The 24,914-nt window shown below is 69.5% G+C and carries 19 protein-coding genes and 4 pseudogenes; 9 read left to right on the forward strand and 14 right to left on the reverse strand.

The window, feature by feature from the left end; all coding sequences use genetic code 11:
* Positions 1–1,031 precede the first annotated feature (1,031 nt).
* The 4 genes and pseudogenes from AB0C22_RS25000 to AB0C22_RS25015 all read right to left on the reverse strand — a co-directional run bounded on the left by AB0C22_RS25000 (position 1,032) and on the right by AB0C22_RS25015 (position 4,560).
* On the reverse strand, positions 1,032–1,511 hold the full coding sequence (locus AB0C22_RS25000; protein ID WP_357537334.1) for an SDR family NAD(P)-dependent oxidoreductase: 480 nt from the start codon (positions 1,509–1,511) through the stop codon (positions 1,032–1,034).
* Positions 1,512–1,741: 230 nt separating this feature from the next.
* Positions 1,742–3,229: a cell wall anchor protein gene (locus AB0C22_RS25005; RefSeq protein ID WP_357537336.1), complete on the reverse strand. Its 1,488-nt coding sequence runs from the start codon at positions 3,227–3,229 to the stop codon at positions 1,742–1,744.
* Between the two features lie 362 nt (positions 3,230–3,591).
* Positions 3,592–3,860 (reverse strand): annotated as a pseudogene (locus tag AB0C22_RS25010) (transposase family protein); the annotation flags it as partial.
* 49 nt (positions 3,861–3,909) lie between these two features.
* Positions 3,910–4,560, reverse strand: a complete 651-nt coding sequence (locus AB0C22_RS25015; RefSeq protein WP_357537338.1) for a hypothetical protein — start codon at positions 4,558–4,560, stop codon at positions 3,910–3,912.
* Positions 4,561–4,844: 284 nt separating this feature from the next.
* Here AB0C22_RS25015 and AB0C22_RS25020 point away from each other — a divergent pair, with 284 nt between their 5' ends.
* Together AB0C22_RS25020 and AB0C22_RS25025 are read left to right on the forward strand one after the other, a co-directional pair.
* The gene (locus tag AB0C22_RS25020; RefSeq protein WP_357537340.1) at positions 4,845–5,534 is read left to right on the forward strand and encodes a TetR/AcrR family transcriptional regulator; all 690 of its coding nucleotides are present in this window, start codon (positions 4,845–4,847) and stop codon (positions 5,532–5,534) included.
* Entirely contained in the window at positions 5,531–6,445 is a 915-nt protein-coding gene (locus tag AB0C22_RS25025) for an alpha/beta hydrolase (RefSeq protein ID WP_308290673.1), read from the forward strand. Before AB0C22_RS25020 ends, AB0C22_RS25025 begins: the two co-directional genes overlap by 4 nt.
* Before the next feature lie 102 nt (positions 6,446–6,547).
* Here AB0C22_RS25025 and AB0C22_RS25030 read toward each other — a convergent pair.
* Both AB0C22_RS25030 and AB0C22_RS25035 read right to left on the reverse strand, forming a co-directional pair.
* Positions 6,548–6,855: pseudogene (locus tag AB0C22_RS25030) on the reverse strand (transposase family protein); the annotation flags it as partial.
* 392 nt (positions 6,856–7,247) lie between these two features.
* A pseudogene (locus AB0C22_RS25035) lies at positions 7,248–7,763 on the reverse strand (AAA family ATPase); the annotation flags it as partial.
* Positions 7,764–8,310: 547 nt separating this feature from the next.
* Between AB0C22_RS25035 and AB0C22_RS25040 the strand changes: the two are divergent.
* Positions 8,311–9,762: a transposase gene (locus tag AB0C22_RS25040; RefSeq protein ID WP_357537343.1), complete on the forward strand. Its 1,452-nt coding sequence runs from the start codon at positions 8,311–8,313 to the stop codon at positions 9,760–9,762.
* Positions 9,763–9,878: 116 nt separating this feature from the next.
* On the opposite strand, the gene AB0C22_RS25045 is transcribed toward AB0C22_RS25040, so the two are convergent.
* Complete coding sequence (locus tag AB0C22_RS25045; RefSeq protein WP_357537345.1) at positions 9,879–10,802, reverse strand: AEC family transporter; 924 nt, start codon at positions 10,800–10,802, stop codon at positions 9,879–9,881.
* Positions 10,803–11,662: 860 nt separating this feature from the next.
* Between AB0C22_RS25045 and AB0C22_RS25050 the strand changes: the two genes are divergently transcribed.
* From AB0C22_RS25050 to AB0C22_RS25060, 3 genes are all read left to right on the forward strand, one after another.
* Complete coding sequence (locus AB0C22_RS25050) at positions 11,663–11,962, forward strand: tetratricopeptide repeat protein (RefSeq protein WP_219460192.1); 300 nt, start codon at positions 11,663–11,665, stop codon at positions 11,960–11,962.
* 2 nt (positions 11,963–11,964) lie between these two features.
* Complete coding sequence (locus AB0C22_RS25055; RefSeq protein ID WP_219460189.1) at positions 11,965–12,195, forward strand: hypothetical protein; 231 nt, start codon at positions 11,965–11,967, stop codon at positions 12,193–12,195.
* Between the two features lie 106 nt (positions 12,196–12,301).
* Positions 12,302–12,859, forward strand: coding sequence for a dihydrofolate reductase family protein (locus AB0C22_RS25060; protein WP_219460185.1), 558 nt, complete (start codon positions 12,302–12,304; stop codon positions 12,857–12,859).
* Between the two features lie 151 nt (positions 12,860–13,010).
* Here AB0C22_RS25060 and AB0C22_RS25065 read toward each other — a convergent pair whose 3' ends face one another.
* The 4 genes from AB0C22_RS25065 to AB0C22_RS25080 form a co-directional block, all read right to left on the reverse strand.
* Entirely contained in the window at positions 13,011–14,528 is a 1,518-nt protein-coding gene (locus AB0C22_RS25065) for a phospholipase D-like domain-containing protein (RefSeq protein ID WP_219460181.1), read from the reverse strand.
* 19 nt (positions 14,529–14,547) lie between these two features.
* Positions 14,548–15,738, reverse strand: coding sequence for a hypothetical protein (locus tag AB0C22_RS25070; protein WP_219460177.1), 1,191 nt, complete (start codon positions 15,736–15,738; stop codon positions 14,548–14,550).
* Positions 15,735–19,520, reverse strand: a complete 3,786-nt coding sequence (locus AB0C22_RS25075) for an AAA domain-containing protein (RefSeq protein ID WP_357537348.1) — start codon at positions 19,518–19,520, stop codon at positions 15,735–15,737. Before AB0C22_RS25075 ends, AB0C22_RS25070 begins: the two co-directional genes overlap by 4 nt.
* Positions 19,521–19,592: 72 nt before the next feature.
* Positions 19,593–21,035, reverse strand: a complete 1,443-nt coding sequence (locus AB0C22_RS25080) for a hypothetical protein (RefSeq protein ID WP_357537350.1) — start codon at positions 21,033–21,035, stop codon at positions 19,593–19,595.
* A 305-nt stretch (positions 21,036–21,340) separates the two neighbouring features.
* On the opposite strand from AB0C22_RS25080, the pseudogene AB0C22_RS25085 reads away from it, so the two are divergent.
* A pseudogene (locus AB0C22_RS25085) lies at positions 21,341–21,629 on the forward strand (hypothetical protein).
* A 362-nt stretch (positions 21,630–21,991) separates the two neighbouring features.
* Here AB0C22_RS25085 and AB0C22_RS25090 read toward each other — a convergent pair.
* Genes AB0C22_RS25090 through AB0C22_RS25100 form a run of 3 tightly spaced genes read right to left on the reverse strand, consistent with a single transcriptional unit; the run spans position 21,992 to position 24,164 of the window.
* Complete coding sequence (locus AB0C22_RS25090) at positions 21,992–23,170, reverse strand: MAB_1171c family putative transporter (protein WP_219460167.1); 1,179 nt, start codon at positions 23,168–23,170, stop codon at positions 21,992–21,994.
* Between the two features lie 15 nt (positions 23,171–23,185).
* The gene (locus AB0C22_RS25095; protein WP_219460163.1) at positions 23,186–23,698 is read right to left on the reverse strand and encodes a hypothetical protein; all 513 of its coding nucleotides are present in this window, start codon (positions 23,696–23,698) and stop codon (positions 23,186–23,188) included.
* Positions 23,688–24,164, reverse strand: a complete 477-nt coding sequence (locus AB0C22_RS25100; protein ID WP_219460161.1) for an XRE family transcriptional regulator — start codon at positions 24,162–24,164, stop codon at positions 23,688–23,690. Before AB0C22_RS25100 ends, AB0C22_RS25095 begins: the two co-directional genes overlap by 11 nt.
* Positions 24,165–24,323: 159 nt before the next feature.
* Between AB0C22_RS25100 and AB0C22_RS25105 the strand changes: the two genes are divergently transcribed.
* Together AB0C22_RS25105 and AB0C22_RS25110 are read left to right on the forward strand one after the other, a co-directional pair.
* Positions 24,324–24,548, forward strand: a complete 225-nt coding sequence (locus AB0C22_RS25105; RefSeq protein WP_219460158.1) for a hypothetical protein — start codon at positions 24,324–24,326, stop codon at positions 24,546–24,548.
* A 38-nt stretch (positions 24,549–24,586) separates the two neighbouring features.
* A complete protein-coding gene (locus tag AB0C22_RS25110; RefSeq protein WP_219460154.1) occupies positions 24,587–24,814 on the forward strand; it encodes a hypothetical protein in 228 nt (75 codons plus the stop codon).
* Positions 24,815–24,914 lie beyond the last annotated feature (100 nt).

The following is a 24,914-nucleotide window of genomic DNA, read 5'->3' on the forward strand; positions in this document are numbered from 1 at the left end:
CACCTTCGGTAACGGCCACCGACCACTCCCCCGTCCCTCGCCGTGAACGTGTGGAACGAACGCAGGCGGCGGGCCCCGTCCGCATCGTCTGACCGGGCAGGACAGCGGACCGGGCCAGGGCGGACGGATGAAGACCCAGCCGCCCTCCTTCCTCCGCAGCCGGCAGGGTTCGAGGGTGCCGCGATGATCGTTGTGGCGGTCAACCTGCCCCACACCGCCGTTCCCCTTGCGCCGGACCCGGCGGCGTACGGCGCGCACTGTGTCACCGAGACACTCCGGGATGCTGGTGCGTCGGCAGCCCCGCGCCTGCCTCGGCCGACTGCTGCCGCAGTCGCCGCCTACGGCGTGGGCGAGTTGGTCGAGCGCTCCCGCGCCGGGACGCGGTGTTGCGCAGGCCAGCGCGGCGTAGTGGCTGCACCTCAGCGTCCACCCGCTCCGACAGCTGACGGCGGGGGTGTCGGCCGACCTTTGCCTGCGGGGGCGATCGCGAGGTCGGTAACCTGGTCGTCCGTGATGCCGAACTCGAACGAAAAGGACAGTGGCCCGCCGGGGAAGTCGCCGTCCCCGGAGGCCACCAGCCGGTCGTCCGCGAACGAGGTCGGTGTGAGCACGATCTTGGGGTGATCAGGTGTCCCTGGATCCACTCGCGGATCTCGGTCCCGCCGGTCCAGGTTTTCCCGTCATCGCGCACGGTGGTCCCGTCGCTGAAGACCGCGGCCAGCGCGTTCGCGTCGTGCGCGTTGGTGGCTGCGATGAAGTTCTCGACCACGTTGGGCAGCGTGATGTCATTCATTTCCACTCTCCGGTTTCTCGGTGCCAGGACGCGAGGGCGTGCTGGTGTGTCCCTGCGGTACCTCAGCGGCACGATGCGGGCCGCGCAGCACGGGACTGGCTTGAGGCGCCGACCAGGGTCAGGTCGGCACAGACATGCGGGGCATTTCATCGGGTCGGCTGTGTAGGTGACTCGATCCCTCCTCCTGGTCGCGGCATGGCAGCCCTCGCGGGTCTCCGGCACCGCTGTGGCGACAGGCTCAGAAGTCCGCACTGCGTGAGAGCTTTTCGTTCGCGCGCAGCTCCGCGAGTGCGTTCTCATGCATCGCGACTACGGCGTCGTAGCCGGAGTTGCCGAGCACGATCCGGTGCGGTGGAACGGGTGCGTTCATCGCGCTGATCACTGCCTGCACGCCACGAACGGGGTCACCTGCCTGCTTGCCGTGAGCGTCCACGAACGCCGCCTTGACGGCCTCGACCATCGGCACGTAGGCGTCGACGGTCTCGTTCTGGAAGTAGGAGAAGGCACTGGTGCGGAAGGCTGCCGGCGCTACGGCGAGCACGCGCACCCCGAACGGCTCGACTTCCTCGCGCAGTGTCGCGGTGAGTCCTTCGATCGCGAACTTCGCCGCCGCGTAGTAGCCGAACCCCAGTGCGCCGACGAGGCCGGCCACCGACGACATGTTCACGATCCAGCCGTCGCCGCGTGCCCGCATGCCGGGGAGGACCGCGCGGATCACCTCGACGACGGCGAACAGGTTGAGGTCGAACGTGCGGCGGATGGTCTCGTCGGGGCCCCCTCGATCGAGCCGTACCAGCCACGGCCCGCGCTGTTGACGAGCACGTCGATTCCGCCGAACCGTTCCTCTGCTCCATCAAAGCGGGGGGAACTCAACCAGCGTCACCAACATCGCCGCCACCACCCGACATCACGCCCGAGACGGCATCCGCCCGCTGGCACTACCCGGCATCACCTGACGACAGCCGGGCCCTGGGGTGCCAGGACCTGCACCGGAACGGGACGGTCACTAGTAGTGCCGTCGCCCAGCTGGCCGTGGTTGTTCAAGCCCCAGTCGACGACGGTGTAGTTCGGCTGTAGCGCGAGATTGTGATCGATGCCGGCGGCGATCGCCCGAATCAAGTACAGAAATCGACCGCAGGGCGCGACTTCCCCCACCGCACACACCCGCACCGGCGTCAGACGATTCACGCGAGTGCCGTCGCCGAGCTGTCCATAGCCGTTGTAGCCCCACGCCAGAACGCCACCGCTACTCAGCTGCGCCATACTGTGAAAACCGTTGGCGGCGATGTGCCGCACCCCGTACAGGAACCGGTCACAGGGTGCGACCTGCCCCTGCGCGCACACCCGCACCGGAACGAGCCGGTGGTTATCGCGTGTGCCGTCACCGACCTGACCCTCGACGTTGTAGCCCCAGGAAACGACACTGCCGCTGCCCAGCAACGCCATGCTGTGGAAAGCGCCAGCCGCCACGGCGCTCACCCCGTTCAGGAACCGGTCGCAGGGGGCGGTCTCCCCCACCGCGCACACCCGCACCGGAATGGTACGGAAATTGTCGCTGGTGCCATCGCCGACTTCACCGGCGCCGTTGAAGCCCCAGGCGACGGCGTGGCCGGTCCCCACGACGGCCAGACTGTGCCCTTCACCTACCGCGATGGACCTGGCCCCGGTCAGGAACCGGCCGCAGGGGGCGGACTCCCCCACCGCGCACACCCGCACCGGAACCGGACTCCCGGCGTACCCGCCGTCACCGAGCTGACCGAAGGCGTTGAAACCCCAGGCGACGACAGCACCGTTGCCCAGCAGAGCGAGGTTGTGGTCTGAGTCGCCGCTGGCGATGGCCCTGACCCCGCTGAGAAACTGGCTACACGGTGCGACCTCCCCCACCGCACACACCCGCACCGGAACCGAACGACTCGTGAAGGTGCCGTCACCAAGCTGACCTGTCACGTTCTGCCCCCAGGCGACGACCGTGCGGTCCCGGAGCAGGGCCACGCTGTGCACGAACCCGGCGGCGATGGCGATCACACCGGTGAGGAACCGGGTGCAGGGGGCGGCCTGACCGACGGCGCACACCCGCACCGGAGTGACACTCGGGTCGAGGTTGCCGTCACCCAGCTGACCTTCACTGTTTCGGCCCCAGGCGAGGACGGTGCCGTCCGAGCGCAGGGCAAGACTGTGTCCGTAACCGGCGGCGATGGCGGTCACTGCGCCGAGTTCGGCCGGAGCCTGCTGGGCCACCAGTCGCTGGGCCACCAGTCGCTGGGCCACCGCAGGCGCGGCGGTTCGACCGACCGGCTTCCCGTTCGCCCCACCGACCGAGGCGTCACCGACCACCACGACCAGAGTCAGCACCGCCAGCACGCTGGTGACGGCAGCGCGTCGGGCACTGCCGATCATCACGGCGGACATGTCTTCGGGAAAACAGAATTTACCCATCTCCCTCTCCTGACCGAGACAAATTCAATTCCTGGCCACCTGACTGCCCGGACCTTGGCGGCGGATCAGGCGCACAGCTGCACGGGCCCCGAATCCGGCAGGCCGCACAGGCAAGACCAGAACGGGGATAGGGGTGAGGGGCGGCAGGGATAACACGAGAATTTGAGTAGATATCACCTCCCTGGCAGGCGGCTCAGGCAACAGGGATTCGTGAACCAGAATATAGACCCGTACAACGTGGAGATAAATAGCCGAGTCGAATGAGTTAGATGCTCGCGAACGGTCGCGTGTCCTTCTCGCGTCGAACCACCGCGCGCCCGACCCCGGCCGCTCGACGTCGAATGCCGGCGCAGATCTTCACCCGTGTCGATGACTCGGCGCGCGGCGGGATGCGACACTACGAACAACGGCCCGACCTGCCGCATCGCCAGGTTCCTACGCCAGTAGACGGCCACCAGCAGCACCCGGCCGGGCAGATCGAGGGCCACTGCCGGCCCGGCCGACCGTCAGCGATCCCGTCCCCGTCACGCTCGGCGACGAGACGGATCAGCTTGCGGAACTGGTCGGGGGCCAGCCCAGCGAACGGGATGATCCCCTCCTGGCGGACCGGCCGAGTGCGGAGTGCGCCCACACCGCCAGGTCCAGGGGCCAAACGGTACGGTGGCACCACTGACCCTGTGTCAGGGGCGGGCCGGGGCTGGGGTGGCGTGTTCGGTTCGGCAGCGGGGGCAGCGCAGTCGCGTTCCGGCAGCCGTGCGGGGCACCCGCAGTCGCTGACCGCAATCGCAGGTCAACACCGGGGCTGACGCCCGCAGGTATTCGTTTCGCTCACGGCGCGGCCACCGGGCGTGGCAGCGGGCGCACCACTTCGGTGGGTAGCTGTTGTAGTGGGCAAGACCGAACGCGCCTGCGATCATCAGGGTGGCAGGGACCAGAAGACCGAGCGGCGCGAGCAGGGCGGGCACGATCCCGCCGGCCCCGTCCGTTACCAATGCGGCGACGACCGTGAACACGGCCAGCGGCACACCGAGCAGGGTGAACCCGAAGCCCAACGCGAAGGCCAGCACCGACGGCAGGAACACCCACATGCCGCCGGTGGCCCATCGGCGGACGCCGTACCCGCCGCAGCGAGGGCAGTTGGGCGACGCACGGTGCGGCACGGCGTGCAGGACCTTCGGCGAAAGCCACTCGACGAGCCGCTTGAGGATCTCCTCGACCAGTTTGGTCGCAAGGGCCTGGAGAAACGAGTTGAGCATGGCAACCGCCTTCCTCGTTGCACGGGTCTGCCCGCGCTCAGGTCCGGGGCTGCCACCTGCCGTGTCAGCCAACACCCAGCGTGACCGAGCGGTGCCACCCTCCGCCCCGGCGCGCCGCTGCCGCGGCTTCGTGCCTCCGATCAAGGGCTTCGTCTCGCTCTCAGCGTCCGCCCTGGATTGCTGGGTGGTGAAACGGCCGTCGTCTACCCGACAGACGTCACCTCCCAGCACGGATGCCGGGAGACAGGCCGCCCGGCCACACCCTCTGATGCGGTGAGCTGCCCGATCAACGCTTCTGGGCGAGGTACCGGCGGGGGTGTCGGTCGACGGTCCCCACATCCTGGTATACGATACGACACGTGGCGTATCGGAATGAAGAGTCGTCAGGGGCCCGCGGCCGACCGCGCGATGCCGAGCTTGAGCGTCGGATCACCGCGGCCGTACTCGAGGTCCTCGCTGAGCACGGGTACGAGGACCTGTCCTTCGAGGCGGTAGCTCGACGCTGCCAGACGTCGAAGGCCAGTCTGTACCGGCGATGGGGATCCAAGCGGGACATGGTCATCGCCGCAGTGAAGGCAGGGCCCGCCCAGCACTCGACGTCCCCGCTACCGCAGGGGGCAACCCTGCGCGAGGACCTCCTGAGCCTGGTGCGGCGGCTGGAACGCACGATGGCTGCCGCCGACATCGGCACCGCATTGATGCTGCTTCAAGCGGGGCTGAAAGACCCTGAGCTGTGCGACGCCATCGAGAGTTCCGCGGGTCCCACGGGGGCCAGGTTGCCGCAGGCGGTCATCGACGCCGCGGTTGCTCGTGGCGAACTGCCCACCGGCGCGAGCCCGTTCGCCTTCGACGAGGTCGTCGGGTCGGTGCTGCTGCTCCGTCACGCGAACGGCCTTGCGGTCGACGACGCCTACCTGTCCGCGCTCCTGGACACCGTGATCATCCCTGCGCTCGTCGCCTCCTCCACCAGCGCCACCACGTTGCCTACCGGCCTCTTCTCCGGCCATCCCGAAGCCCGCGCCACCAACCGACCCCAGGAGGATTCGTGACCACACCATTCGTGATCGACAACGTCACCTACCGCACGATCACCGGCGACACCGGCGTGGACCTCAACGTCGCCGTCGGCGGCCAGGGGCCGGCCGTCGTGCTGCTCCACGGCTTCCCGCAGACCCACTACATGTGGCGCCACGTCGCCGGGAAGCTCGCGACCGACCACACCGTCATCATCCCCGACCTTCGCGGTTACGGAGCCAGCGGCAAGCCCGCCGCCGACGACCCGGGCACGTACTCCAAGCGCACGATGGGCAACGACGTCATCGCCATCACCCGTCAGCTCGGCTTTGACCACTTCGGGCTCATCGGCCATGACCGCGGTGCGCTCGTCGCCGTCCGCACCGGGCTCGACCACCCCGAAGCAGTGCGCTACCTCGGCATCCTCGACGTCCTGCCGACCCTGGACACCTGGGCCGTCCTGCACGGTGTCAATGCCAAGGTCGCCTGGCACCTCTACCTCATGGCCCAGCCAGCCGGCCTGCCCGAGAAGATGATCGCCGCCGTCGGTCCCGAGTTCTTCGGCTCCTTCCTCGACGCCTGGGACCCCACCGGCACCACCTTCACCCGCGAAGAGCGTGACTACTACGTCGACAGCTCCGTCGCCGCGATCGACTCGATCGTGGCCGACTACCGCGCGACGGCCAGCATCGACCTCGACATGGACATCGCCGACCGTGAACGCGGCGCGCAACTCACGATGCCCGTCGGTGTCATCTCCCAGGACTGGGGCTCCCAGCTCGGCTTCGACGCCTCCGCGCTCTGGCGCGCATGGGCCCCGGACCTTACCTACCGGGCCACCGGCAGCGGGCATTTCATGGCCGAGGAGAACCCCGACGAGATCGTCGCGTTTATCACCGCGCTGGCCACCCGCGCTCCTGCCGCCCGCCATCGCACCGAAGAATGAGCCATGTTCATCGTGGGCGACGGCCGTCCCCGGCGGCGGGGAGGACGATGACGGTCTGCGCGGTCGGGGTGGCGCACCCCGTGGCACGTGCGCTGACCGGCAGGGCCGCTGGTCGGCGACCCGGTCGATCGTGATCGGCATGCCGTCGAGGACCGCGTAGGCCAACCGTGCGGCCCGGCGCATGGTGGCGGTGAGGTCGTCGGCGCAGGCGGCGAACGCGTCGACGGCCTGGAGCAGGTAGCGCCACCCGGTAGTCACCGAGACTGCGAAGCCGACCGCGAGGCGGGTGGGGATGTCGCCGTCGCGCAGGTGCTCAGGACCATCAGTACGCGCTGCCGCCCCGGTAGCTAGCGCCGGCGGCCGCCGAATGTGCGACGTCGATCGCGGATGAGCTCGATCAGGCAGGTCAGGCTGCACGTGGACAGCGGAATGTTCGCAGGAACAGTCAGCACCGAAGCCCCCGTGCCCGGCAGCGCGTCTTGGCCAACCGCTGCCCTACCGGGGTTCCGTCCTGCCTGAAGCAATGACGCGCCGCTGAGCACCTGCTCGGGAACCCTTGAGCTCGATGACAACCGCTCAAGATGCCCAACCCCGGGCAACGGCTGCGGGCACCGGCGAGAGAGGTCCGACCGCTTCCGGGACGACTCGTGGCTGTCGCTGATGATCCCTATGCTGGTCCGCCGCGCTGACGGTCACCGGGTGGGACAGGCGCGGCTGATGGTGAAAACCCTGGCCAGGGCCTTCCTGCCCCGCCTTCGGTCGTCCCCGGACCTGGACCCGCCGCTGGTGGTTCGAGGACGTCAAGGACCGCCTTCAGCCGGTTGTCGAGCGGTCCACCCAACTCCAGGACAGGAGTGTCGTTCCAGGCATCGAGGGGGTCGTCGTAGACGAGTTCCCGAAGCGCGTCGTTCATTCGCGAGCGGAGGCCGGGCAGCTCCGCAGCGGGCAGAACCCGCTCGCTCTCCAGCGTGATCACCGCGATGACCAGTAGATCGAGCGTCGCGAACGCGGAACGCACCGCGGAGGCGTCAGCCTCCTCCACCGGGTCCGCTCCGGTCGCGGCCAGGTAGGCGAGATAGTCGAGCGGTGTGCGGTCGAACACGACCTTGGAAGGTGACAGCGACCGCATGCTCCGCACCGAGCAGGCCAGCATCGCCCGGTAGTCCTCCCGCGACGGCGGGAAATCGAACTCGTACCCCTGCTCTTCCAGGAGGTAGTACGGCTCGTCGCGCATGACATGTCCCGGCAGACACGCACACAACGCTTCGACAAGGGTGGTCTTTCCGATTCCGTGCGTCCCCGAGATCGCGACCCTCATTGCCCCATCCTTCACGATCCCGCTGACCCAGGCGTAGTCGGTGCCGCCCAGCCCGTTCGAGCGGAGCACAAACGTCTACCCATCGACCTCAGGCATGCGGGACGCGGCGTCGGCCGAAACTTCGGGCGCGGGGCGCAGGCCGGGCACGGCCCCGGGATCCGCCTTTCGGTCGCCACCGCCGTCGTCAGGGTAGATCGCCTTCACGCCACCATCATCGCGTGCCCATCCGCTCGGCGTACGCATCCGGCCTCAGTTCCTCGCGATGACCGCCGCGATCTGACACAACCGGGCCACGGCCAGCCCGTGACCAGGTCCGGATCGCCTACGACCACTGGCCCGACTTCGGACCTACTCGTCTCGACGGATCTGTCCAGCTGGCCTTCGGCGGTGGGTACCGTGTCTCGACGTCGCCGCGCCCGCACCGACCGTGGCCGCGCTGCCCGCAGGGGCAACCCGGACTGCCCGCAGGACCGGCCGGCGACCGGGGAACGGGCCGGTAGATCCGGCGCACGCTGGTGCGGACCCGCCCACCGACCGGGAGACAGGCGTGCATCCGCATCAGGACGTCCAGCCGGCACCATGGCAACACACGTTCGCCACGACCTTCGCCTGGATCGCCGAGCACCAGCCGGCGTTCTTCCAGCGCCTCACCTGGGCCGACACCCAGCAGAACAGCACCTGCCTGGCGATGTTCCATGCCTGGGCCGACGAGCAGGCCGCCCACACCGGCGTCGACCAGCTGCGCCGTAGCCTGGCCACGATCACGCTGCTCCAGCAGCACGCCAGTGGGCAGCTGGACCGGGACCAGCTCATCGTCGCGCTGGTGGACACCGTCCGGCCGCCGTGGGTCGACCACCCCCTGGCGGTGGCGTTCGGGGAGGTCGATCCGACGCTCGTCGCGGAGGTCGCCCAGATCGACGACATGTTCGCGCTGGTCGCCCGGTTGGCGCAGGTGTTCGAGGTGGACACCGGGTTCACGTTCGCCCTCTGGTCGGTGGCCGCCGAGGCCCTCGCCGGCGAGATCGCCGGGGCGTACCTGCCGTACTTCGCCGCAGCCTGCGACGAGCACCTGCGGCAGTGGTACCTGACCGCCACCGTCGCGCAACCGGACCTGCCCGGTCAGCCCGGGGACCCGGCACCTGACGGCGGCGACCAGCCGGCGACCCGGTGGCTGGACTACCTGGACCCCGACCAGTTCCCGCAGGTGCTGGCGGACTGCCCGGACCTCGCCGCCGACATGGCCGACTACAACACGCAGGCGTACGCGTTCAGCCTGGCCGGGCCGTACCAGGAGGAGTACCGGTCATCGGTGCACGACGCCATCGCCCGCGTCCTGGCCTGGTACGCCCACCGTCAACCGGTGATCCTGGGTCGCCTCCAGGCGTTCGGCGGGCCGCAGGGGCAGCCCGACGATCCGGCGACCGCCCACCTGCTGGCCCTCGCCCCGCAGTGGGAGCAGCTCCGCCAGGCCTGCGGGCTCCTCACCGCCGCCCTCGAACCCGGCTTCACCGGATATCCGCCGGCCCAGCCGTTGCCGGTCCGGGAACAGATCGCGGCGGCGGCGCGGGCCCGGCTGTCGGCCAGGGAGAGCCGGCAGGGTGGTGCGGGACCGCCGGAACCGGTCGAGACGCCGAGAGCCGTCGAGACGCCGAGAGCCGTCGAGACGCCGAGAGCCGTCGAGACGCCGAGAGCCGTCGAGGCGCCGCGACCACCGTCCCGCCGGCCCGAGCGGGTCGAGCAGCACGGGCCGTCGACTCTGGCCGGCATCACCGACGAGCAGTGGCGGCAGGTCGCGGCGATCCTGCCGGGCGGCGACTCGCATCGGGGCCGGCTGCACGACCGCCGGCTGATCGTGGAAGCGATCTACCACCGCAGACGCACCGGGTGCACCTGGGCGAACATGCCCGCGCACTATCCACCCGGCCCGACCGTCGCCAACTACCAGTCGACCTGGGAGCGCGACGGCACCATGCGCCTGATCGAGGCGATCCTGGGCTAGGCTCCCCCCGGCCAGATTCTCCGGACCAGCTCGCCGGGCGATGATCGGCAGGTCTGGCCGCCAGCGCCACGGTCGGTATCGCTCAGCATCGTTACCGGACGTCTCCGCCGACGGACCTACCTGAGCAGGGCCGCTGCCGCGGCCAGGGTGGCCAGCGACAGTGTCGTGGTCAGCAGCACCGCGCGGCTGGTCACCGCCTCGCCGACGCCGTACTCCTGGCCGAAGATGAACGTGTTCTGCGCTGTCGGCAGGCCCGCGCACACCACCACGGCGAGCAGCTGCGGCGCGGGCAGGTGCAGGGCCAGCCCTGCCGCGTACGCGACGGCCGGCTGCGCGACGAGCTTCAGCGCGGTGATCACGGCCAGCTCGGCCGGCGCGGCCCGATCGCTGCGCGACGGCGTCGTGTGGTGCAGCGACGCGCCGAGCGCGACCAGGGCGGCCGGAGCTGCGGCGCCCGACAGCAGGGTGAGTGTCGCGTCGGCCGCCGACGGCAGCCGCAGGCCGGCAGCCGAGCAGGCGACACCGAGCAGCGACGCCAGGATCACCGGGTTACGTACCGGCAGGGAGGCGATCCGCCGGACCCGTATCCGCCCGGCGGGGTCGCGGTGCCGGTCCAGGGCGACCAGGATCACGGGTGCCACCACCAGTACCTGTAGCAGCACCACCTGCGCCAGGAATGCCACGTCGCCGAGTACCTGGGTGGCGATGGGGATGCCGAGGTTCGCCGAGTTGACGTACCCGGCGGCCATACCCCAGATCGGCCGCTCGCCGGGCTCGCGACCGAACAGCCGGCTCGCACCGAACCACCCGAACCCGACCACCACAGCGGTGCTCGCCGCGAAGGCGAGCAGCGGGCGGCCGGCGAACCCGGACAGCGGCATCCGGGACAGTGCCAGGAACAGTGCGGCCGGCATCGCCAGCTGGAACACGAACCGGCCGAGTACCGCCGCCCCCGCCTCGCCCAACAGACCCCACCGACAGGCCGCATAGCCGACCACGGTGAGAATCCAGATCGGCACGAACGCCGACACCAGGCTCATCCGGGTGTCACCGGCGGGCGGACGTCGCGCTGATCCAGTGACCGGCGAGTGTTCGGGGCGGACGAGCCGAGAAGCCCGATCTCCGCTCGGGCGTGGGTGTCATCGACCTGCCGCAGGGTGGACTCGGTCCCCTGGCCCTCCACCACGCTGTCACGGTCGTCAGAGACATCGACGCATCCACGGCCCGGGAAGTCGCCGGGCAGCCCGAAGCCACCCACGTGCACGTCGATCGGGAGACCATGCCTTCAGCGTCGCATCCCGTCCGGACCGGGCAAACATCCACTCATCCGCAGCTCCACGGGGCGAGCTCATCACCTACGTGTACGCCTGCCGGACAACGCCCGCTACGCGTGTCGCCGAACCCGATCGTTCCCGCCTCGGTGTCGTGGCCAAGGTCAAAACGTATTCGACGCCCCAATGACGGTGGCCGTTCCTACCGCAGGCCGACCCTCGTGCATGGTGATGGTCATGCCCGGCTGCAGGTGTCTCCAGAGGGGCGGGGACAGCGGGCCAAGGCGGACCGACCCGGTGGCGCCTGGTGGCAGCGTCGCTGCCGGCTCCACCCAGAGGCGTGCCACGAGCAGATCGGGATCGCCCGCGGCCGTGCGCCTGCCGACATCCCACAGCGGTCGGAGGATGCCCTTGCCCGGGATCGGTGTACGCCGGCCGCCGTCGGCGGGCCGCGCTCGGACACCTCCTGGAGTCCCTCGGCGTTCCCGCCACCAGCATCCCGACCGACCTCGACCGCCGGGCCGCCAGGTACCGGGCCGAGACCGCAGGCCGCAGGCTGCTCATCCTTCTCGACAACGCTCCCCGCCTATCGCCGCGTCGGCGACCGATACGGCGAAGCGTCCACGCTGGTGAACCTCGGCAACGCCAACACCCGCCCGGGCCACTTCGACGAGGCGTACGACCAGTTGCTCCGCGCCGCCGCTCTGTTCCGCGAGACTGGCGCCGTAGTCGGAGCGGCCGCGGCCCTGACGAACCTCGGCGACGTGTGCACCAGCCTCCGGCGGCACGACGAGGCAGCCGGGCATTTGTCGGCGGCACGTGACATCTTCCGGTCGGCCGGCCACGTCTACGGCGAAGCAGTCGCGCTGACGAACCTGGGCCGGTGCACGGCACTCGCGGCGACCACGCGCGGGCGATCGGTGACCTGACCGTGGCGATCCGCATTCTGCATTCGATCGGGCACCGTTACGGGGAGGCGAGCGCACTCAACATCCTGGGTGACGTCCTGACGGCCGCGGGGCGTACCACCGAGGCGGTAGCCCGGTACGCCGTTGCGTTGTCGATCGCCACCGCGACCGGTGACCACGACGAGCAGGAAAACGCGCATGAGGGCATTGCCCGGGCCCGACGGAAGGCGGTACCCGCCTTCGCGGATGTGTGATTCACGGGCTCCGGCAACGCACGACTATGTGCATCGTCCTTCAGTGCTGTTCTCGGCTGCATGTCGCGCCCGAACTGCGACACCGGGGGCGTTAGACTCGCCGGCCATGGGACTGCTCACCTTTGGCCTCAACATCACCCTGGACGGTTGCGCCGACCATCAGGAGGGGGTCGTCGACGACGAGACGCACGCCTTCTTCACCCGGCTCATGGACGAGGCCGGGGCGATGCTGTGGGGTCGGGTCACCTACGAGATGATGGAGAGCGCCTGGCCGGCCGTCGCCCGCGGTGACCAGGAGGCGCCGCCGGCGATGCAGGAGTGGGCGGCCAAGTTGGAGGCCAAAGCCAAGTACGTGGTGTCGTCGACGCGCACGGACTTCCCGTGGACCAACAGCCACCACATCGTCGGCGATCTGCGCGAGGGCGTGCAGAAGCTCAAGGACGCGACCCCGGACGGGGTCCTCCTCGGCAGTGGCAACCTCGCGACCGAGCTGGACCGGCTGGACCTGATCGACGAGTACAGGATGCTCCTGCACCCCCGGATCGCCGGTCACGGCCCGAGGCTGTACCAGGGCGGGCTGCCCAGCACACGCCGACTCGAACTGCTCTCGGCGAAGCCGATGCGCAATGGTGTAGTGGCCCTGCATTACCGCCGCGCCGGCTGATCGCCGGAGTCCGCCTGCAACCGAGCACCGGTGGAGCATCCACCAATGCACCCCGGCTCGCCCCGTGGAGCGACGTACCCCTGCAGGACGGCCTGAACTGCGAACTGGCAATGACGAAGTTGGTAAGTCGGTTGGGCAAGACGTCAACCGTTCAGGGCGTTCGCACCCTGAACGGGGAGGCGCAGAGGCCTCGACGAGGGCTGGGTCCCGCAGCCCGGGCCGGGCGGGCGGCAGTCAGCCACAACTCCAACTGCTCCGCCGAGGAGCGCGTACTACCCGGCAGCAGATCGAGCTGATAGCCGCCGGGTTCCCGCGAGGGCGTCAGGATCAGCTGATCACGACCGCTGTACAGAAGGATCTCCGCGCTGTCCGGCTGCTGCTCGAACAGCACCGGCCCGTCGCCGGCAGCCAACACCGCCAACCCCGGACCGCGCTGCACCTCGACCACCGACGGCCGCCACTTAGTGTTGAGCGCCTCGGCGTAGATCGACTCCGCGAGTCGACCGAGGGTCGGATCGCGGACGAACTCCAGGTCTGCCTCGGCGATCACGTGGCGGAAGTAGCGGTCCGCGTCGGCCAACGCCGCCGTGCCGTCTAGCCGCATGCCCACCTCTGCCCCACCGAGCAGGCCATAGTCGGTGAGGAAGTTCGCCGAGAACAGAGCACCGTCGCGGCCGTCGGCGATCACCGCTTTGGCGTGCGTGAGCCGGTCGGCATGGATCTCAACGCCAGCGGCGGCGAAGGCGGTGGCCTCCGCACGCGCCGCGCGGATGTGGTTTCGACCGCGCATCAGCAACCGGACCCGCACCCCGCGCTCGACTGCCCGACGAATCGGCTCGAACAGGATCTCCGGTCGTGCCGTCATCCGCAGCAGCGGGTACGTCATGTTCGCCACGCTGAAGGTGGCCAGCAGCAAGTCGCTGCGGGCGTTGTCGACGGTCTCCCGGATCGCTTGGAGGATCGCGAACTGCTTGCCGTACGTCCAGATAGGGCCGTTGCCAGCTGGCTCAGCGATCGTGCCGTGCCGGTCCACCGCCCGGGACTGGACCAGGTAGTGATCCCGGTCGGGGGGCATCTCCCATGGGCTCTCCGCCCACAACCGAGCGAAGAGTCGGGCCAGGTATCCGGCGTGGGCGGGGTCGGTGACGACCACGCCGTTTTCGCCCACAACGTCGAAGGACCGGGTCACCAGATTGGCGCTGGAGACCAGCGCGACACGGTCGTCAACCACGACGAACTTCGCGTGCACACCGGGCCGGCCGCGCACGTAGATGCCTTGGCGGGTCAGTTCCTTGAAGTTCCGGTACTCGGTCTGGTCGTCGATCGACATACCGTCGTCGACCTCGTTGATCGCCTTGTCCAGGCCCTTGTCGTCGAGGGCGGACAGCACGTACACGCCGCCTCGCAGCCTTGTCGCGGCGCGAACCAGCGCCTCGCGGACCGCGCGGTCGCCGAGGAACAGGGTGCCAACGAAGATCTTCTCGCGAGCGCCGTCGAGCATCGACAGCAGCTCTCCGCGGATCGTCGAACCCCCACCTTGGTACGTCCAGCAGTGGCGGTACGGCTCCGCCGGGTCGGCAACTGCGCCGTCGAACGGGGTCCGTCGCGGCGCGGACGATCGGTGGACGAAGAAACCACCGGTCACCACCCGGTCTGCGAGCGTGACCACCTGCCGGTCGGTAGCCGCCTCAGTCATAGCAGAAGTCCCGGTCACGGCGCAGCGCGTAGACCTGCGGCCAGTGTCCGCTTGTCCACAGCAGGTCAACCACGTCGTCCTCGGTGACGTCGTCCGCCGCCAACTCGTATGCGGCGCGAGCCTGCTCGATAGCGCCGCGCAGGGCGTCGGGGTCGAGTGAGCCGGGTCCGGGGTCGCGAAGCCGGCGGACGGCGTCGTGTCTCGCGAAGACCCGCCGGGCGGCCGGTTCGGCCGCGATCAGCCGGACGTTGACCCCCAGAACGCAGGTTTCCGTCCGAATCTCAAGCCCAACGGTGGGTGTGAGCGGCAGCTCCGACCCCGCGGCCTCGGCTGCGGCGGCGTCGAGGCGGTACACCCAGTCGAGCGGGCCTTCCCGTTCGACTGTCACCGTACCCCCGGAGTCGACCCAGGCAGAGCCCGCGTGAGCTGCCTGGTCCGCGAGCGCCGTCCACTCGGCCGCCTGCCGGGTCGCCCCGTCCAGCGGCAGCGACACGGGTGCCTTCCCGCCAGACTCCCGCACCTTGAGGACCAGCTTCCGCGCGACACCGGCACCGCTGATCCAGCCGGAGCAACGGTACGCCGGGCAGTCGGCCTCGATCCTCATGGGCTCGGCCGGCTCGACAGCGTCGACGATGTCGTCCGGCAGTCCGATGACGTCCCTGGCCCGGATGCGTGATCGCAGCAGATCAGTGAAGTCGGACATCTCCCCCGGCATCGGTGCATATTCGGCCGGGGCGCCCCGGTGCAACGGCGGTGGCGTGGTGCCGCGCGATCCCGGCGAGTAGGCGACCAGGTCACCGGTGTGCGGCAGAAACAGGAAAGTCATGGTGACGGTCCGGTACTCGGGGACGGTCAGCCGCGCCAGCGCCGCGCCGGCCACCTCGGCGACCGCCCGGTACCCGCCGCCGTCCACGTCGAGCAGGCCCAGTCCGGTCAGCCGCTCGGCGATCCGGGTGACCACCTCGGCCGGTATCCCGGTCACCTCCGCGACGTCCTCGGGCCGCATCGGTGCCAGCATGATCGCCGACTCGACGACTAGGCGATCGACGACCGTCAACTCCTCGTAGACGAGGCGGACGACCGGCACCGAGGTCCAGAACAGCATCGGCACCAAGGCTTCTCGCACCACCACCGTCGCATTCTCGGGCACCTGGATCGGGGGCGTCCACTTGAAGGTGATCATCCCAACTGCTCGATCCGCTGGAAGTTGTCGTCGGTGTCGAACAGGTCGAGCAGGTGAGCATAGAACCGACGGGCGCGGTCGTCAGTACGCAACTGCCGCAGTGTCCGGCCGTGGCCGACCAGCACCAGCGCGCGGCGGGCCCGGGTGCAGGCCACGTTCAGCCGATGTATGTCCTGCAACCACTTGCCGTACCCGGGTCCCACCCGGGACAGGCTGGCCCGGGTGAAGCTCAGCAGCACCAGGTCGCTCTGCTGGCCCTGGATGCGGTCGACGACGTCGATCACCTCCCAGTCGAGCATCGGAAGCCGCAGGCCGAGCAACCGGTTCTCCAGTGCCCGGGCCTGCGCGCGGTAGAACGACAGGACGCTGACACTGATCGGGGCCCGCAGCTCCGCGTTGTAGATCTGGCACGCCCGAACGATCATCTCCTGCTCGCGGACGTTGACGAACCCATGGCGTACCTGCTCATCGGCGGCATCCTGGTAGTGGCTGGTGTCCAAAAACAGGGCGGGTCTTTCGAACCGACGCGGGAGCACCAGCGGGGTGACCCCGGCGGCGGCGAGTTCGGCGTCGGACGGCGAGCGATAACGGCCACCGTAGACGGGTCCGTCCACGATCCGGGCCAGTGGGGCGATCATCCGACGTTGCAGTACCAGAGGCTGTCGCAGTCGCGGGCTGCACACCCCCACCACGCGTTGGAACAGGCTCTGCGCCAGGTAGCGGCGCATCGACAGGAGGAGGCGCCGGTCGATCTCCGTTTCGTCCCCGTTCCGGCTGAACCGCTTGTGGACCTCGGCGAAACGGTGCCGGAAGACGGTGGCCCACTGCCCCGACGCCTCCAACGCGGCGGCCTCCCGACCCACCGAATCCGTCCGGAAGGCGCGTTCCCGTTCGTCCTCCTGCCACAGCTCGGCGAGGTCTTCAACCGCCCGGTCGAGGGTCGGTGCCGCCGTGCGGGCGAGGCGGTGCAGCGCGGTGAGCGCGTGCAGGAAGTGCTCGTCCCGCTGCTCGACGTACGGCGGAAGTTGGTGTTCGTCGCCGACCAGCACCCAGCGGCGGCTGCGAACGGCGCCGATCAGGAATTCACTCTCGGTCACCCGGCTGGCCTCGTCGACGATCAGCGTGTCGTAGTCGGTGTGCCGAACGATGTCGCTGCCACGGCCCACGATGCCCTTGGTGGTCGCGCAGACCAGATTGGTGGCTCGGATCAGGGACTGTGTGACATCGTCCACGAACTGCTCGTCGGTGCGCTCGGCAACCAACTCGCGCCAGCGCGCGTCCAGGGCCGGCAGCCGCTCCAGCACATGCTGGCGGCGCTGTAGCTGCCGTTCGAGCTCGACCGGATCCTCGCCGGCCGCCACCAGCCGATCACGTTCCCGGGTGGCCGTCTCCACCACGGCCCGGGCCGCCGCCACTCCCTGGACGGCCATGTCCGCCTGCCAACCCAGGTCGACGAGTTCCGCGTGCAGCGCCTCCGCCCTCGAACGCAGTGCCGTCACCGACTCGTCGAACGCCTGACGGACCGCGTGGAGGCTGTCATCGTGTGCCTGCCGCTGCGCTGCCGCCAGCCGGAGTCGCCCCACCATGTCGACGACCGGTGCCAGACCGACCTGTGATTGACGGTCCGACCCGTACGCCAGCCGGCCGTCGACGGCCAGGAGCGCGTTCAACGCATCGCCGATCCGCCGGACGGCCACGGCATCGCCGAGAGGGGGTCGAGGCAGCTGGCCACCGAGCGCCGCGACCACACTTTCGACGGCATCCACCGCAGCGGTGCACCGGGAGTTTGCGGTCTGCAGCCTGTCCCGAGCGACCACGTTCTGTTCTCCCAGCCGGGTCCGTTCGGCACGGCCGTCGCGCAGCAGCCGTTCGTGCGTCTCCACCAGCCATCGCCGTTTCGCCTGCTGGTGGACCACTGCCTCCTGCCATCTGGCGACGTCCCGCTCGGCCCTGGCGTCCTCTCGCCGTGTCCGGGCGATCCGGCCGCGGCCCAGCCGGTCCGCCATCCGGTCGAACGGAGTCGCCCACTGCTTCGCCACGTCGAAGTGCATCCGTGCCTGCATCGCCACCTCCCGGGCGGACAACAGCGCCTCCTCGGCATGGGCGACGGCACGCTCCGTTTGCACGATCGCGGCAGTCGACCGGGCCACTGCATTCTCGTGCCGCGAGATCGACGCTCGCCACGCCCCGTCGGCGTACCGGTACGCCTGTGCCAGGTGAGGGAGAGCACCGCTCACGGCGACGAGGTCGGTAGCCGCCTTACGCAGGATCCTCAGGGTCGGTTCGATCTCGGCCCGCTCCTTGGCCTCCCACTCCGCCGCCTGGTTGAACGCGTCAGCGGCGGCCGACAACGTGGCCTCCTGCCGCTCCTGTGCCACCCGCAAGCGGTCGAGTTCCGGCTGGAGCCGGTCCCGCCCGACGGTGAGCCGCTCGTCGGCCTCGCTGGCCAGTTGGCTGGCCGCCGTCAGGTTGGCCAGGGCCGCCGTCAACCGGTGCACCGCCGCGCTGGCTGTCGCGACCTCGGTCAACCGTTCCCGCACTCTGGACAGTTCGCGCTCCCACCGCCCCCGCTGCCCGTGGTCGCCGGGGCGCATGATCCGCCGAGCCTGCTCGGCACCGACCCGGCTCGGCAGAAAAGCGTGCAGATCCTCGTCCACCCGGTCGTCGCTCCAGGTAACCCGGAGCGGCCGGATGCCTGGCTTCCGCCCGATCCGGCGCAGGGCCTCGTCGACCGCGACGTGGGTCGGCGCCAGCAACAGCACCCGTTCACCGCGGGCTACCAGTTGCCGGATCACCTCGCCGATCACCTCGGTCTTGCCGGTGCCCGGTGGCCCCTGGACGAGGAAGGCGTGCGGGCTGCCGATCGCACCGACCACTGCCCGACGCTGTTCGTCGTTGAGTGCCGGCACATCCGGATCGTCGTCGCAGAAGTAGACAGGGGGCGGGGCCAGCTCTGGGAGGGACAACGCCTGTGGCTTACAGAGCAGCCGGGCCAGGTCGTCCCAGGCGCCTTCCACGTTCTCATCTCGGAACCGGGCCAGCGCCTCGGCGTTCTGCCGCATGCCGAAGGGGCGGACGACCGACAGGGTGACTGCCTCATCCCGCTCGAACACACAGTCGGACGGCTGGGCCACCTGGACCTGGCCGCGCCGCACCGACAGAACCTCGGTGTTGTACGCCCCGCCATCTGCCCGGGTCAGCCGGACCCGCTTACCGCGGAAGCCGTCCACACCGTCATCGGTCGAGTCGACCAAGATCGCCGCCTGTCGGCCCGGCTTCGGGTGCGTCGGACGGGCCAGCCCTCCGATCGTCTCCTCGGGCTCTTCAGCACGCTGCTTGAGCAGGTCGATCAGCGTGCCCAGCTCGCCGTACTGCAGGCGCACCTGGGCGTGGAGGTCGCCGTTGCCCTGCCTGGACGGGCGTTGTCGCGAACTGCGGACCTGCCGCTTCCGGTCGAGCAGGGCGGTTTCGATCTCGACCAGGTCGCATTCCGGCTCGTCCCAGACCATCCCGAAGGTCACCTGCTCGGGTACTGCCCGGAAGGTCCGCGGCACCGTAGTGGCGGTCGTGATCGATACTGCCTCGGCCAGCCAGACTCCCGAATTCTTGCCCTGCCGTCGCCGCAGTCGCAGCTCGAACTCGGTGCCGCCGAGTTGGAAGAGCTCGTTGCCATGTCGGGATGGACGCCGGGCCAACCAGAAGCCGGCAAGCAGGTCTCGGGCCACGCCGTCCCAGGAGCGGTCGGGCGGCGGTGACAGATGCGGTGGCCGACTGATCGTCATCTCGCCGATCAAGACGCGCTGCCTCTGCTCCGTCCAGCTACCGGGGCATGCCAACAGGGTGTCGGACACGCCTCATGCCTCGTCGAGGAAGCGGAGGATGCCGATCGACTGGTCGATCCGCTCTTCCGGGTGGTGCAAGGCCCAGAAGGCACGCAGGTTCTGCAGGGCCCGAGCTCGCAGGATCCGGGACTGGTCTACCGTCACCGACATGTCACCGTGCGCAAGAACCGAACGGTTACGCACCTCCACCAGGCTTCGGATGTGCCCCACACCACCCAGGTCAGCAACTTTGGCCGCAGGCAGCAGCGCATCATCCACACAGTGCAGTAACAGCAGGGCGTCGATCAGCCCGACCTTCCACGGCAGGGCAGCGGTCCCCCTCCGGCCGCCGAAGAGCTCCCGGCTGGCCGCCTGGTAGCGGGCGGTCAAACCGTCGACGTCCGCGTCAAGCAGTCGGTAGTCGGGATGCCCACCTTCGAATCCACCGTATGCCCGGCGCATCCGCTCGGAGAGGCTCTCCTCGATGGTCCGGTAGTACAGCAGCGCGGCGAAGTCGTACCGATGGAACTGCTGGTAGTGCTCACCGAGGAGGAAGTAGTTGAGCAGCAGGGCAGAGCGGTCGCGCTCGACGAGCCGGTGGACGAAGTCGAGTTGCTGCAGCAACCGCTGCCCGACTTCCGGCTTCAGCCCGGATCGCTGGTCGACCAGCCGGGTCCGGACCCGCGCCACCAGGTCCGGCAGTGCCGGCGTATCCAGGTCACACCATGCCTGGTACAGCGCTGACAGGTCGCACAGGAACCGGGCCTGCGCCGGCTCCGACATGGAGAGACTGAGCTCACCGAAACGGGCCGCAGCACCCGCGTACACGCCGGAGCGGAACATTTCCCGGGCCGCATCCATGCCCTTGTCGCCAAAGATGACAGTCGGATTCTGCAGCACACACAACCGCTCGGTATCGGGCACGGCCTGCCGCATCTCCGGGTCGAACTCACTGTCGATGTAGCACATCCTGAGGTCCAACTGGGCGGCGGCGAGCGCGGCACCCGCGCTCATCACCTTCTTCCCGCCGGTGATGTCGATGATCGCGGAGATCGGCCTCGCCCCGGGACGAGGAAAGACCGCCTTCTTCACGATGTCGTAGATCTCACTCACATCGACAGGATCGACGTACTGGTGCTGGAAGTCGGAGAAGGTGATCCGTCCGCTCAACATCTCGGAGATGACGTTCACCTTGGACCGGGAGTTGTCCGAGGAGATCACCAGCAACCGGGCTGGTCGCAGTAGCTCGAAGGCCAGCACGGTCGTCTCCGGTGAAAACCCGGCCAGGCTCACCAGCAGATCTACTTGTGGGCAGTCCACGTCCCGCGAATTCCGTCGGGCTATCTCGATCACTTCCGGATACATCTCCGCGAGCCGGAACCGGGTCGCCTGCTCGGCGGCGGTCCCCTCGCCGAAGGTGTCCTCGCCGCGGAAGATCCGCCGCATACGGTCGCGCTTCTGCAGGAAGGTGGTCATCGCTGATGATTCCAGCCCACGGAGGGTAGTCCTGACAAGACCCGCCGCCTATCTCGGCTCGAACGTGATCGGTGCGCAACGTAGGAACCTCGGCCGATACAGTAGGTCTAGAAGCTCGGACCCAGTGGAATCACCAGTTCAGGGCTTTACCTTGCTGGTGAACCGTCAGGGAACCGAACTCCGATCCCGCAGATCGATCCTCCAGAAACAGCTTGTCGATCAGGCATCTCCGACATCCCGGCTGCCGGTGCCGGGCCGGCTTCGCGGCCCGTCCGCGCGCGGACCCTTCCTACGACTCATGGCCCATCCCGGGTCACGACATCTCCACAGCAGGCATCGGCAGCGTCGGCTCGATTGCCTCCGTCGGCAGCATCGGCTCCGCCGGATCGGTCCTGTCCATCGGAGTCGCGCTCTCGATCGGGTCGGCCCTGTCGTGGCGGTCTCGCTGGTCATTGATGGCTGACCAGTCCTTCGGAGCCGTGATGGGCTCCCGCGCACTCGTCGGTCCGTCCGCGACGTTGGCAGCCGTGGCGCTGACCGGCCTTTGCCGGCTGCCTCCTGGCGCGCAGCCGCCAACCGCATGAAGGCCATTGAGGGTGGTAGCCGGGCGAAGTCGTTTCCTGCCAGGCTGTTCGCTTCCGAGAGTACGGTGCTGTCTCTGCGAGCGACCCCACCATCGCGCTTCACCACACGGGCGTGCCCGGCGGCCGATGGCAGCACGGCAGCAGATCAGCGAGTCCGTCGCGGCGATCAGGCCGGGACAGTGCTCGGTCAATACGGGCATTCACCGTTGGCGATGCAGCTTGTGATCAGGAAGCCACGCTGACATCCCTGCGTGCCATTCCGGCAAACCGGACCGTCGGTTCTGCCGGTGTGCCCGGGGGGATCACCGGGGTTGACGCGGGCGAAGGACACCCGCAGCTTCAGCGGCCAGCCGAAACCCAGTTGCGAGAGGCCTACGCCTGGTCGGCGTTCTGGGGTTTGGTGGCTTCGGCGGCAGCGCGTTGGCGGACCCGGGCCACCTCCGCCGAGCTGGCGAACTGTCGGGCCACCCGGGCCAGCCAGGCGCTCTCCGAGGCCAGCGAGGCGTCCACGTCCTGGAAGGGGTGTTCGGCACGGTAGTCCCGGCCGTGCGCGTGACCGACGAGGGCGGCGGCGATCACCGCCGCTTCCACGGTGGCCGGGTCCGCCGCCGGGTCGACCCAGCGGGGCACGTCGGGATGGGCGTAGGGGCGCAGCGTCAACTGCGCGTCGCGGATTTCGATCACCCGCCGGTAGAGCGCGAACTCCGCGCCGGGCAACGGCCAGCCGCCGCTGGTGTTGAGGGCGATCTGCGGCAGCGCGGTCCGCAGCGCCCGCCAGAGTGGGTCGATGCGGCGCAGCCGGTGTAGCGCACGTAGCCACCGCAGTGGCGCGGTGATCCGGTCGCCCCAGGCGGTCAGGGTCGCCCCGATCAGCCAGAGCAGCATGCAGATCGAGCCCAGGGTGGCGCCGATCGGCAGCGTGGTGGCCAGGGACCGGCCGGTGAGGAGGGTGACCACCGGCCGGACCCCGGACCAGGCCGCCCAGACGATGCCCAGCGCGGTGCCGGTGACCACGAAGCTGAGTCCGGTCCGCAGTACGCCAGCCGGCACGTGCCGCAGGTAGCCGCCCACGCTGGTGATGAAGGTGACCAGGCAGACCGCGATGTAGCTGAAGAAGACCACGAGGTAGCCGACGACGACCGGATCCCGCGAGTACGCGTTGACGAAGTTCAAGGTGAAGGTGGTGTCGGCGTTCGCCAGCAGCACCGCCATCACCAGGACCGCGCCGACCAGCAGGACACCGTGCCGGCGCAGCCAACGCCGGGTGCCGGCCGGGCAGGCGATGCTCTGGCCGAGCGCGCCGAGGAAATACGCGGCGAGCATCTCCAGGCCGTTGCCGAGCAGCCGGCCGAGGTTCGGCACCGGCTCGACGTGGCTGATCGCGATCAGGACCGGGTGGGCCATCACCGCCAGACCGAGGCCGATACAGAGGAAGAAGGCGGAGAGGTACCGGGTGCCGGCGGCTCGCCGACGGCCGGGTACCGGGATGAGTTTGTAGGCGGCGACCACGACGGCGAGCGCCAGGGCGGTGAAGTTGAGCCAGGTCAGCATGGCGCCCGGCCCTGGTCAGCCGGTGTCGAAGATCGAGCCGAGTCGGGCCAGCCCGTCGGCGACCTCGGGGGTGACCGGGCCGACGCCGCCGGTCGGGCCCCGGCGGGCGCGTTGGGCGATCATCGAGGCGACCAGTTCGGCCTCCTGCTCCTGGGCGGCCGAGTAGTCGGAACGGCCGAGCACCCGGCGGACCAGGTCGGTGGAGAGGTTCGGCAGCAGCAGGGCGGGCAGGGCGGCCAGCGAGCGGTCGTCGACGTGGCCGCAGAGCAGGTGCCCAACCTCGTGCAGCAGGATGTGCTCCTGGTGCAGCCGGGTGGTGCTGGTGGCATAGAAGAGGTAGTCGGCCTGGTCGGTGGCGACCAGTGCGCCGCACTGGCTGGCCCCACCGGGCATCGGCACCAGCTCGACCGGTCGGCCCCGCTGGTGGGCCAGCGCGTCGACGAACCGGGTCGGCTCGAACGGCGTCGGGATCGACAGCGCGTCGACAATCCGCTGGCACCGACGCCACATGCCCCGATCAACCGCCATCGCGCCCCACCGGCCCGCCCGTACCGGGCCCGGGCAGCTCCACGCCGGCCGGGCCGGCGCGGCGTGCCTCCCGCCGCCCGATGGCTTCGATCATGTCGCTGATGGTGTCCAGCCCCTCCGGGGAGAGGGTGACCGCACGCAGCGCGATCTGCCGCACGGCACTGTCGCGCAGCGCGCCGAGCAGCTCCAGCTCCTCGACGATCCGCGCGCCCTGCTCGTCGTCGAAGAAGTACGCCGCCGGCACCTGGAAGAACTGGGCGAGGGCCTCCAGGTGCCGCTTGGTGGGGTTGGTCCGCCGGCCGTTGCGCAACTGCCAGAGGTACGTGGTGGAGAAGCTCTCCCCGGTGGCCGCGCGGCAGGCGGTGGCCACCTCCTCGTTGCGGTACTGCTCCCGGTCGGGGCGGCGGACCACCTCGAAGAGTCTGTTGATCTTCTCGGCGAGGGTGCCCGTGGTCGGGTGGTCCATGTGGTGCCCTCCCCTCGTCGGATCGGGTGGACCCCGTTTCCCGTGGTTGACGGCGGCGACCCCCTCGGACATCCTAGCGATTCACGATTTTTAGCTGAGATGAACGGCGCGCGCGCCGCCTTTCACACTGGCTGAGAGCTTCCGGAGGAGGTGAACCAGATGACCGCACTTGTCGACCACACCAACGACATCTCCCTGGAGATGTTCGGTGAGCTCACCGAGGCCGACCGGAACGCCCACGGGCTGGCCGGACTCACCCCGGTGCTCGCCACCCCGACGGCGGTGGCGCTCGGCGTCGCCGTCGGCGCCGTGGCGTTCCACGCCGGCTACATGGTGGGCATCGCCCGCAACATGGCCGAGGGCACCAGGCCACAGCCGAAGTAGTCGCCCGACAACCCGTACCCCCAGTCAGGAGGTGATCCATGTCCGTTCTCGCCAACAGGGTGAACGCGGACCCCGCCCTCGCCACCATCCCGATCCACAGCGACGAGGCGCGCAACCACGTCGGCGGGATGCCGGTGCTTGCCACTCCGGCGACCATCGTCACCGTGGCGGCCGGAGTCGGCCTGGTCGGCTCGGTGGCGGCGCTCTTCGGCGCCGGCTACGTCGCCGGGCGCAACCTCGGCGGGACCAGGCCGGTCCCGAAGTGATGACCCGATCGCGGTAGCAGCACCCGGGGCCGGGGGGGGGGGGGCGGGGGGGGGGCGGGGCGCGCGCCCCCCCCCCCCGCCCGCCCCCGCGCCCTAAGGC

The sequence above is a fragment of the Micromonospora sp. NPDC048894 genome (assembly GCF_040649765.1).
Taxonomy (GTDB): Bacteria; Actinomycetota; Actinomycetes; order Mycobacteriales; family Micromonosporaceae; genus Micromonospora; species Micromonospora antibiotica.